This is a genomic window from Bacillus sp. (in: firmicutes), from assembly GCA_012842745.1.
Classification (GTDB): Bacteria; Bacillota; Bacilli; order Bacillales; family Bacillaceae_J; genus Schinkia.
Window position 1 is genome coordinate 1 of the sequence record DUSF01000019.1, and the last position, 12,586, is coordinate 12,586.

Here is a 12,586-nt window from a genome sequence, read left to right on the forward strand (position 1 = left end):
CTTTCCCCGCTTCATTAAATGCTTTGATGGCAAATGTATAGCTTGTATCTGCTTTCAGTCCGGTAACAACTTGTTCGTTCACATTATCAGCTACAGTTACATACTCCATGCCATCGACATAAATTCGATACCCAGTAACTCCGACGCTATCTGTCGCACTTGGCCAGGAAAGTTTCATGCTTGTTTGCGTGATGTCCGATACCGTTAATACACTGCCATTTGGCCATGTTGGAGCTTCAGGCTCCTTTGGATTCACCGGCTTCGGTTTGACAATCACCTTCAGCTTCGCAGTTATATTTTGTGGATTCCTTACATCCCCTGCCAATGTTCCGGTGAATATATACTCTCCTGCTACTTCGCTATCATACGTTGGGGTTCCGTTATCCCATGTGACCACTAGACTCTGACTTGTTTGATTGCTTAAAGTCACTTGAACTGTTGACGGCAACGCCAATGATGAACGGGGTGTTCCATAGGATACCTCCATGTCAGCGAGTGACTCCACGCTATCCAGTGTTGGGTCCTTCTTGTAGTTAAACTCTATTATTACTGTTTTATCTTTAATAGATAGAATTACTTCCTTACTATTAGCATCTACTAATGTATAGCCGGCTATTTCTTTGGCATTTACCGTGTAGGTTCCCAGTTCCTTCGTTACTGTTTCTGTTTCTAATTCCGCCTTCGTGTCTGCATCTACATGTTTTACTATGATTGTTGCTGTGTCCGGAATTATTTCTTCCCACTCGGCGAAAATGGTTATGTCCGCTGTTACATTTCTAAAATCATAAGCAGAGCCTGAATTTATTCGCCAATCCTTAAAAACAGCATTCTCTTTAGTAGGAATAGCTTCAGGTTTGACTAATGGCTCACCCAATTTAATCGTATAAGATGGAAAATCTCCTTCCCCGCCTTTTAAATCAAAAGTGGCAGTTTTTCCTATTAATTGGATTGACATCTTATTATGCACAGCCCATGAATACCCTAGACTATATTGTTCTGCTATTACGATGGCTGAGCTTGGAATCGTAGCGTTAGAGTCTTTAATTTCACCACGACTAGCTATTGAAATAAACTCCAAAGGATTATCGTTTAGGGAATTCATTTCCATACTAGTAACGGTACTTGGAATCATAATACTCTTCAGGTGATTATAAGCAAATGCCTCCCTTCCAATGCTAGTTACACTTTCCGGAATAGCAATGCTTTGAAGAGTATTCCTGTAAAATGCATAGTTTCCGATACTTTCAACAGTATTTGGCAGAACAACATTTTGTAATTGTTTCTCCTTAAAGGCGTTGTCTCCTATGCTTACTACACTGACACCGTTAATTGTTTCAGGAATTACTACATTTTGCTCAGTCCCAATATAATTAATTATCGTTCCCGTGCTTTCATCAAATAGGAAAAGATCCTTTTTGTACTGAAACTCTACTATTTGTTCCTCATCCTTAGTAGTTAAAGTAACTTCCTTACTTTCATCACCTACTAATGTATAGCCCACTATTTTTTTAGCATTTACAGTGTGGGTTCCCAGTTGTTCCACGAATGTTTCCGTTTCTAATTCCGCCTTCGTGTCTGCATCGACATATTTTACTATGATTGTCCCGGTGTCAGGGATTATTTCTTCCCACTCGGCGAAAATAGTGATATCCCCGGTGACATTTCTAAAATCATAAACAGAATCTGAATTTATTCGCCAATTTTTAAAAACGGCATTCTTTTTAGTCGGAATAGCTTCAGGTTTGACTAATGGCTCTCCTAATTTAATCGTATGAACAGGAAAATCTCCTTCTCCACCATTTAAATCAAAATTTGCAGTTTTACCCACTAATTGTACCGATATACCTTTATTTATAGCCCATGAATGGGCTACACTGTTTTCCACAGCTATTACAACGGTTGAGCTTGGAATGACATCAGGATAACTATTTTCCTTAAAGTATATATCTGTAGTATTACTAGATATCGAAATATACTCTAGTGGGTTTTGAAAAAAAGCATCATTGTTTATTTTAATGATGTTACTAGGAACAACAACATTTACTAGCTGATTTTTCTTAAAGGTTCCATTCGAAATATTTGTCATACTATATGGAATATTTATATTTGTTAGCTGATTATCGTAGAATGCATAAACCCCAATGCTAATTATGCTATTAGGCATAACAATGCTTTTTAGTTGATTTTGTGTAAATGAAAAATTACCTATACTAGTAACGCTTTCCGGGATAACGATACTTTCCAGTTGATTTTCTGAAAACACACCATCTTCAACAGTAGTAATGCCGTTTGGTATATTAACTTCTGTTAGTTTATTTTGAAAAAATGCGTAAATTCCAATGTTGGTAATACTATTAGGTATAACAATATTTTTTAATTGATTTTGCGAAAATGCATATTCACCAATGCTAGTAACACTGTCGGGAATTACAACACTTTTTATTTGTTTCTCCTTAAAAGCATTGTCCCCTATTTTTACTACACTAACACCGTTAATTGTTTCAGGAATTATTACATTTTCGTCAGTCCCAATATAATTTATTATCGTTCCCGTGCTTCTATCAAATTCATATTGATTTTTCTTGTAATTAAATTCTACGGTTACTTCTTCGTCTTTAGTAGTTAAGCTTACTTGTTTGCTAGCCTCATCTGCTAATGTATAGCCTGCTATTTCTTTAGCATTTACTGTATGCGTTCCCAGTTCTTCCACGAATGTTTCTCTTTCTAATTCCGCCTTCGTGTCCGCATCGACATGTTTTACTATGATTGTTGCTGTGTCAGGGATTATTTCCTCCCACTCGGCGAAAATAGTTATGTTCGCAGTTACATTTCTAAAATCATAAGCAGAGTCTGAATTTATTCGCCAATTCTTAAAAACAGCATTTTTCTTAGTAGGATTAGCTTCTGGTTTAACTAAAGGCTCTCCTAGCCTAACAGTATGAACAGGGAAATTGCCTTCTCCCCCTTTTAAGTCAAAGGTTACAGTTTTACCTGTTAGTTGTACTGCTCTACCTTTGTTTACAGCCAATGTGTGAACAGGGCTATTTTCATCAGTTACGATGATGATTTCAGAGGGCAGAAGATTAATAATACCCTCTGAAAAATTAGGATTATCAATATCCCCAGGTAACGAAATAGACTTTACAGGATTATCATTGAAAGTACTAATGTCAAAATTAGGAATACTACCACGAACAGTAATATTATTAATCTGATTCCGGGCAAAGGCCATTTTAGATATTTCCGTCACGCTTTTTGGAATATCAATACTTGTCAGTTGATTGTTTAAAAATGCATAAATGCCAATACTGGTAACGCTGTCGGGTATCGTAACATTTTTTAGTTTATTAGTAGAAAAGGTATTAGTTTCAATTCTAGTTAGATTGTTAGATAGAGTTACACTTTCCAATTGATTCCCATAAAATGCCCCCTCGCCAATGATAGTAACACTATCAGGTATCGTTATATCCTTTAGTTGATTATACATAAAGGCTTGCTTTTCAATGGTAATTAGACTATTAGGTAAATTGATATTTTTTAATTGGTTTTGATTGAAGGCTCCCTCACCTATGGTTGTGACCCCATTAGGGATGGTGATATCCTCCAATTTGTTTTTATAAAATGCCCATTTCCCAATCGTAACAGCATGATTAATAATTACATTTTCTAGTTGATTCCCCTGAAAAGCCTTATTGCCAATAGTCGTTACACTATTTGGTATCGTAATACTCGTTAATTGATTAGCCATAAAAGCCTGATTACCAATAGTAACAACAGTATCAGGTATTGTAACACTTACCAGTTTATTTCCAAAAAACGCACTTTCCCCAATTTCAAGCACACCATTAGGTATGACAACACTTGTTATATTTTTCCCCCTAAAAGCCTCTCCTCCAATTTTCTTTACGGGAACTCCCCTTATCGTTTCAGGAATGACTGCATTTGGTTTAGTACCCATATTATCTCTATAATTAATTATAGTCCCTGTACTTTCGTCAAATTCGAAGTCTCCTCCATAGATGTCCTTTTTGTAATAAAACACAACTATTACAATTTCGTCTTTATAACTTAAAGTTACTTCCTTTGCTCTATCAGGCTCTGCCAAGACCCAGTCTGGTATATCGTTGGCATATACTGTATGAGTTCCTAGACTCATTGTCATATGTTGTTCTCTCAGTGGATAGTTACTAACCTCAACTAAATGTTTTACTATAATTTTTCCTGTGTCTGCTGCGTTTTGAACAAATTCTATAGATTCTTCGTCAGCTTCCAAAATCTCCATTTCGCCTTCTAAAATTTCTTCTTTCTCATTTTCAGTCGGCACCATTGGCTCTTCTGAATAGCCATCTTCTAAAGTAATTACTGGCGAAATCTGCTCTTCTGCATGTGTATCCTCTGCAAATACTGCAAATGGAAGAAGGTTGAATAATAAAATAATCGTTAGCAGTATGCTTAAAGATTTCTTCATCATTTAAAAAATCCTCCTATTACTATTTTTGTTCCTTATATACATGAGTTCATGATTCTTATTTCAGAACCACTATCATAAAACTCACCTCCTTCAGGTGATGTTTTTTCAAGTTAATAGATGAAGATTTTATACTACGCTAACAATTAATGGGCTTTATCAAAGAAAAAACTATACAGTTTTTCATATGCTTTCAAAATTAGGACAGTTGCAAACAGCCATTACAAAAGCACCTCACCTTATAATTCGCATTTTTACTACAAGCTTTCTAAAAAATAATTATACTTTTTAAAAGTCATATTCTTTATGACAACAATCATGAAAAAGTCATAACTTTGAATCTGCTTGTATTAAAAAAACCAACTCCTTTATCAAAAAAAGGAGTTGGTTTTTTATTATTTTATTAATCTAGTAATCATCACAACAGCTTCTGCTCTTGTCGCTTTTCCTTTTGGGTTGAAACTTCCATCCGGGAAGCCGCCTACTAATTGATGTTTTGCTGCCGCGTCGACGAATGATTTCGCCCAGGCGGAAATTTGAGCATCATCTTTAAAAGCAGTGCCAGCTTCTTGAGCATCTAATTTAGCCGCACGGGCAATGATGGCTGCCATTTGTTCTCGGGTAATTGGGGCATTTGGAGCGAATTTGTCTGCGTCCATTCCTGCTACGATTCCATTTGCCACGGCTGTTGAGATACAATCCTTCGCCCAGTGATCTGTTGTATCTACAAATGCTTTACCTTGTTCGCATGTTAAATCAAGGGCTCTAACTGCTATTGAGGCAAACTCAGCTCTTGAAATATTGCTGTTCGGCTTAAAGCTTCCATCCGGGAATCCTTTGATTACACCTTTTGAAACTAAATCGACGATTTCCTTCTCGGCCCAATGTCCTTTAATGTCTATGAAAGAAACTGTTGGCGGCTGTGTAGCCTCTTTTTGTTCTTCTGTTGGCAAGTCAGCCTTTTTAGTTGCTAAAATAGCAAATTTAGTAAAGTGATTGACCTCACCGCTAACTTTCCCAGACTTTTCATCTGTTTTTACATTTTCAAGCTCTACCCATTCTTTCGTTGCTTCATTGAACCAGAATATACTAACCGTAAAGTTTGTTTTATCATATTTTGATTTGTCAAAAGGCAGTGTAATTGTGACAACTTTATCGAAATTACCTACTTGATCTTTCGTAATTTCGTAAACATCACTAATTAGTTGACTGTTTTCTTGTATTGGTAGATTGGTAGTATTTGTTACATTCGTTATGACTACTGTAAAATTATTACGAAATGCATTAGCCGGAATAACAATTTTTGCACCTTCATACTCGATAATGCCACCCATCAAGGCCTGAATGAAATATGAATTTGATGAAAGCAATGATGCGGAACTACTATCACCACTAGTTGAACTACCATTTGCTGATGATTGAATCGGCCCATAGTACGGGCTTTTTACGCTTATACCAATTGTGTCACCCGTTGTCGCTACCGGCGTTACTTCAAAAGCGATATATTTTCCAATATCATTTGAAACTAGTTTGTAAGTTGTATTCGTTGCTCCTGTAATAGATACTGCATTGGACCCATTTTGGTCGCCTGCTTGATACCATTTAAAGGTTGATTCCGCTTCCACGTCACCATCCATATCTTGATAAGCATAACTGCCTGTTAATGTGGAGCCTGCCGTTTTTGTTCCTATTACATCGACATCGGTTGCCACAGGTTTTTGATTAAAAACAGGCTGAGGTGTACCGGTTGTTAAAAAAGATACAACTGAACCGTATGCAATTCCATTTTCATTTTCCGCATAGGCGCGAACGTAGTACGTTGTGTTCGGATTCAATCCCACTACTTTAGCTGTAAATGCTCCAATTCCACTTCCGGATATAACAATTGTATCGGCTGTTGTCACATTCATATCGGTTGAATAAACAAAACCACGTTCTGTAACAGGTGAATCCCCATCTGATACTACCGTTCCACTGAAAGTTGCCTTTGTATCACTAATCCCAACAATCTGTCCGGTTTGTACGGTCGCTTCCGTTGATGGCGGTTTTTGAATAGTAATAGTAATTGTGGACGTTGCGCTTCTTCCATATCCATTACTTACTATAACTGTAAAACTATCTACTCCTACATAATCAATAGTCGGTATATATACCCATGTCCCATCCACATTCACTTGGACTGTCCCGTTTGTGGGGCCACTTCCTTTAGTATAGGTGAGGGGGTCACCATCTGCGTCTGTCGCTACTACCGTTCCATTCACTTGAGTATTTTTTGTTGTCGTCTTTTGGTAGTCACTTACTATTGGTGCCTGTTTTTCTATCCATTTCGCATAAAGAGTAATAGGTGCACTGCCCATTACAAACATATCATTTGCTGTATAATTTATCCCATTTCCATCGGCGGCTGTGTTCCAGCCGGCAAATATATAACCTGATTTCACAAGGCTGCCCTGACCCGCTACGATTACATTTGCATTGTATTCATAGCTCATAGCGTTTGGAGGTGTCCCTCCTGTTGAACCATTGCCATCATACGTGACCGCATATTGATTGGCTTCCCATTTACCATAAACAGTTGTATCTTGATTAATCGGATTGGTAAAATCAAACACATTCAGCCATGTAGCTTCTTGATACCAATTATCGAATGTATAGCCTGCTCGTAATGGAATCGGTTGTGGAATCACTGCTAGACTACCTTTTTTAACATCTTGAGCTACAATCGCCGGGTAATCCTCCAATTCAAAACGCACTTTAAACACAGGAATGGGCTTTACTTCTACATTCACTGTGGCAACAGCTGTTCCATTCATTCCATCCTTCCCATCATTTGCGGTGACCGTAATCGTTATTGACCCTGCTGAAACAGGTGTTACCGTTAAAATCGTTCCTGTGACATTAGCCGTAGCAATTCCTGGATTGCTTGAAATTGCAGTTAACGTTAATAAATCTCCATCAGCATCTGAAAATGTATTCGTCACGTCAACTGATAAATCTCCGGAACCTACTATCAAAGTTTGGGAATCAATAGCATTTGCCACTATAGGAGCAGTATTTGATAAAAACGGAAAAGAATGCGTTATTTCTCCCCCGCGTCCATCTTTTGCTGTAATCGTGATAGTGGCTGTTCCGGCAGTTATTGGGGTTAAAATAATATTTTTGCCTGATACACTTACAGTTGCTACCCCATTATTACTTGATGTTGCGGTTAGTGTGATATTATCACCATCCGCATCTGAAAATGTATTGGTTGCATCATATGTATGGCTACCAAAACCTAGCGTTTGTACTTGATTAGGTATCGGGGATGCAACAACCGGTCTTTCATTTAAAATTAGCGTAAGTGTTGTTGATGCTGTTCCAGTTTTCCCATCATCTGCTGTAATTGTGATTGTTACTGTTCCTCTTGAAATTGGATTTATTGATATTAGCTTTCCTGATATCGATCCAATTGTAGCGATACTTAAATCGCTTGACGTTGCTGTAATCGTTAGCGGGTTACCGTCAGCATCAGCAAATGTGTTAGTTGCATCAACTAAAACAGCCCCGGTTCCTATTGTATGAAGTCTTGGGGAAAAAGTATATTCAACCGTCGGAGCAGTATTCGATAAAAATGAAAAGGTTGTTTCGGCTACTCCCCCTTTTCCATCACTTGCTCTTACTGTGATATTCGCTATTCCCCCTGCTTTAGGTGTTACAATAACATTAGTGCCTTCTACTCTTGCAGTTGCCACAAAAGTATCACTTGATGAGGCTGTAAATGTAATCGAATCACCATCAGGATGTGTAAATACGGTCGATGCATCTATTGTAAAATCACCCGTTCCTATTGTTTTCATTTGATCTAGAATTGGGGTAGATACTACAGGTTTGTTTTTCACTGTGACATCAAATGAGGTAGTAGCTATACCACCAAAACCATCATCTGCTTTTAAAGTGATGGTTGTTGTTCCACTAGCTATCGGCGTGATTTTTATGTCACTATAATCTACAATTGCCGTAGCGACTGAAGGATTACTTGACACTGCATCTAAAGTTAGATAATGCTCATTATCAGGATCCTTAAAGACTCCCAAAACGTTAATTTTTAAATTGTCACCTACTATAGCGGTTTGATTCGGTATCGGAGAGGCTACAATAGGTGTTGCTGCCTCTCCTGAACTATCAAAAAATAATACTATAAAAAATAATATAAAAATTAAGCTGAATTTTTTCATATAACCCTCCCAATTTCAATAATCTAGCCTTTTGATAAAAAACTCAGATTATACCATAAAAACTAATTATACTCTTGAAAAGTCATATTATTTATGACAAAAGTCATAAAAAAGTCATGACTTTGAATCCGCTTGTTTTAACTAAAAAGGACCATTCGTTGTAAATGACTGGCCCTTTTCACATCTAGAACTCACTTTCTAAGCAGTATATAATTTATTTTTTTAGATAAAACGCACCAAAACAACACTACTATGACGATTATAATTGGAATGATGGCCGTCATCTCATCCGTGAAATCAGCAATAGCCTCATCATGGGCAATCATTTTTCCAGCTGTATAAGCCAATATTGCGGCTCCCAAATACATAAAATAAGGCACTTTATCTAGTAAGAAAAGCATTAACTTGCTGCCGCTAATAATAATTGGGATTGAAACAATAAGTCCAAGCATTACATAAAAATAATTCCCATTTGCCGCACCAGCCACAGCTAAAACATTATCTAATCCCATAATGATGTCTGCTAAAACAATTGTGGAGATGGCGCTTGCTAAACTCGTACCAGCTTTTACTGAAACTTTTTCGCTTTTCTCACCCATGACCAATCCAATCGCAACGCCAATTAGTAATATTCCCCCAATCAATGTTAGGTATGGAATTTTTAATAAAATCATTGCAAAGATCGTTAAAATCGTCCGAAGGATAACAGCAAGCCCTGCACCCCAAATAATTACCTTATTCCTTTGGTCTTTTGGGAGATTTTTGCTAGCCATGGCAATGACCACAGCGTTATCACCACCTAGAATAATATCAATCCCAATTATTGTTACTACTGTTATAATCGCATCCAGATCTACTGTCATCAAATCCCTCCCAAATACACCCACTCAATATTTCAGTATATTTGGACAGGTGAAGGATTATGAAAGCAAGATTTCAAATAATAATTAACACTCACCGTTTTGATTGTTACAATCATGTTAAGGAACTACTACATTTAGCGAGGGGATTACATGACATTTTATGATTTGGTGAAGGAAAATCACGTGATTGCAATCATCAGGGGAATTGAAATAAAGGATATTATTCCAGTTGCTCAGGCCCTTTATAATGGCGGCATCAGACTAGTTGAAGTTACTATGAATACAAATAGCGCTCCAGAAATGATTTCCTTATTAAATGAAAGATTTGAAGACAGGTTACATATTGGCGCAGGAACTGTTCTTGACGTAGAAACTGCTAAGGAAGCAACCGCTGCAGGTGCTAAATATTTCGTAACTCCAAATGTAGATGAGGAGGTTATTGCATTTGCATTAAAAAATAATATCGGCATTCTCCCAGGTGTAATGACACCAACAGAAGTTATAAATGCACATAAAGCTGGAGCTAAAATGGTGAAAGTGTTTCCAACTAGCATTTTAGGAAGTAACTATATAAAGGAATTACAAGGGCCATTGTCCCATATTCCAATGGTTGCTGTTGGCGGAGTAAGACCTGACAATATAGCAGACTTTTTAAAAGCGGGAGCTGTGGGTGTTGGGGTTGGCAACAGTTTAATTGATAAAACTGCAATTGCTGATGGATTATTTGAAAAAATCACCGAAAAGGCACAATTATTATTACAGAGTATTAAGGAAGCATAAGGATGTAGATTGGGCACCATGCGTTCGGTGCCTAGTCACTCCGCGAACAACGTCAAAGGAGCGACTGGCACAAATACATTTAAGACTATGAAATATATTTAAGTATTTTAGCGGGTGGTAATGGTTGATCAAAATAAAAACCTTGTACATAATCACATTGCTGTGATTTTAAAAATTGGAATTGTTCTTTCGTTTCCACACCTTCGGCGACCACCTTCAAATCCAAATTGTGAGCCAATTGGATCATCGCTTTTACAATAGACTGGTCATGCTTATCTATTAAAAGGTCACGTATAAAGGATTGGTCAATTTTCAAGCTATTCAGAGATAATAGTTTTAAATAGTTTAGTGAGGAATAATGGGTACCAAAGTCATCCATAGAAATCTGAATTCCTAGCGATTTTAACTTTTTAATATTAGGTAATGCAACATCAGGGTTATTCATAATCACTCTTTCTGTTAATTCGATTTCCAAATTTGAAGGATGAATACCCGTCTCCTGTAAAATTGATTTAATAATTTTAACTAGATTTTTTTGTTGAAACTGTAGCATCGATAGGTTTACGGCAATTTTTACAGGCTTATAGCCTTTCTCTTGCCATTCTTTAATTTGAAGACATGCTTGGCGCATTACCCATTGATCAATATGAACAATAAGGCCCGTTTCTTCCGCCAATGATATAAAGAAATCAGGAGAAATCATTCCTTTTTTTGGATGACGCCATCTAATTAAGGCCTCTACTCCATCCAATTCACCCGTATTACAGGAAATTTTCGGCTGATAATACAATAAAAATTCATTGTTTTCAATTGCTTTACGTAAATCATTTGTAAGCATAAGCCGTTCAGTAGATTTTTGCATATAATCTTTCTGGTAAAACTTGTACGTATTCTTTCCATCCTGCTTTGCATAGTACATCGCCGAATCAGCAAATTTCACAAGACTTTCCCCATCCTCGCCATCATTTGGATAGATGCTAATTCCAATACTAGGCGTTATAAATAATTCAAACTCATTTAGGATAAATGGTTTAGAAAAACTTTTAATTATTCGATTTACTATATAAATGCAATCGAAATTACTTTTTAAATCATGAAGGATAATGGCAAATTCGTCGCCTCCATATCTCGTAACAATTCCTTTATTTTCGAGAATCTCCTTCAGTCTTATTGCTGTTGCTTTTAACAACTCATCGCCGATACTATGGCCTAATGAATCATTGACGTCTTTAAAGCGATCCAAATCTAGAAAAATAACAGCACACCTATTGTTTGAATCTACAGCACGCTGTATAGTTTGATTTAATTGATTGTTAAAAAATGTTCTATTTGGCAGCTTTGTTAAATCATCATAAAGCGCCTGAAACTTAAGTTTTTCCTCTAGCTTTTTCCGTTCAGTTATATCAATGAAAAAAGATACATAATTCTTCACATTGCCGTAAACATCTTTAATTGCGCTGATTGTAATTTCTTCAAGGAATAGTTTCCCGTCTTTTCTTTTATTCCAAATTTCGCCTTTCCACAATCCCTTTTTACGAATACTATGCCACATTTCCAAGTAAAAATCCTTTCCATGCATACCTGAACTAAGTATACTCGGATTTTTACCTATTACTTCCTCTTCACCATAACCTGTTAATTTCGAAAATGCTGAATTAGTAAATAATATATTATTCTTTGAATCCGTCACAGCCATTGCATAAACTATATTGTCATATACTTCGACTAATAACATTTTTTTAATCTCTACGTTACTATTTTCCTTACTAAACACATATTATCCCACCTTTTGTATTTAGTCCTAATCAAAAACGCATAATTCTGTATAACATTTATATTAATTTTATTTCTTTAATATATCATAATGTGATTCCTTATTACAGACTTTTCTGAATTTCTAGTTTTAATTGTATCATTTATACTGAAAAGAAAAATGTTATTTGAACAATATTTTTTTGAGATGTAAATTTTATTAGGTATAGAATAAAAACAGACCTACCGTAATCGGTAAGTCCGTGTAGTAATCATATTAGCCACCAAAGTATGTATTTGGTGGAGACGGAGGGAGTCGAACCCTCGTCCAAAAGCATCGCCACTTAAGCTTCTACGAGTGTAGTCGATATATTAGCGTTTCGCTAACTGTTCAGCCTATCGACAGGCTTCCCAGCAGCTAGTCTGGTTGTTCTCTTCCTTCGTCCTCAGACGGCGAACTCCGGCGTAGCCCACTAAGAGTGAGTCCCTGACCCTACCACATGGGC

5 protein-coding genes and 1 other RNA gene are annotated in these 12,586 nt (G+C 36.7%); 1 reads left to right on the forward strand and 5 read right to left on the reverse strand.

The features are described from left to right. From GX497_02820 to GX497_02830, 3 genes are all read right to left on the reverse strand, one after another. On the reverse strand, window positions 1-4,471 hold a 4,471-nt coding region (locus GX497_02820; protein ID HHY72161.1), incomplete at its 3' end, for a leucine-rich repeat protein. 392 nt (window positions 4,472-4,863) lie between these two features. Next, entirely contained in the window at window positions 4,864-8,685 is a 3,822-nt protein-coding gene (locus GX497_02825) for a cadherin-like domain-containing protein (GenBank protein HHY72162.1), read from the reverse strand. A gap of 191 nt (window positions 8,686-8,876) precedes the next feature. Next, window positions 8,877-9,548 (reverse strand): TerC family protein, encoded by a 672-nt coding sequence (locus GX497_02830; GenBank protein ID HHY72163.1) that lies wholly within the window; start codon window positions 9,546-9,548, stop codon window positions 8,877-8,879. Between the two features lie 150 nt (window positions 9,549-9,698). On the opposite strand from GX497_02830, the gene GX497_02835 reads away from it, so the two are divergent. Next, window positions 9,699-10,328, forward strand: a complete 630-nt coding sequence (locus tag GX497_02835; GenBank protein HHY72164.1) for a bifunctional 4-hydroxy-2-oxoglutarate aldolase/2-dehydro-3-deoxy-phosphogluconate aldolase — start codon at window positions 9,699-9,701, stop codon at window positions 10,326-10,328. Between the two features lie 85 nt (window positions 10,329-10,413). Here the strand turns inward: GX497_02835 and GX497_02840 are convergent, their stop codons facing one another. Together GX497_02840 and ssrA are read right to left on the reverse strand one after the other, a co-directional pair. Continuing rightward, the gene (locus GX497_02840) at window positions 10,414-12,102 is read right to left on the reverse strand and encodes an EAL domain-containing protein (protein HHY72165.1); all 1,689 of its coding nucleotides are present in this window, start codon (window positions 12,100-12,102) and stop codon (window positions 10,414-10,416) included. A 276-nt stretch (window positions 12,103-12,378) separates the two neighbouring features. Further along, window positions 12,379-12,586, reverse strand: a transfer-messenger RNA (tmRNA) gene (gene ssrA, locus GX497_02845); the annotation flags it as partial.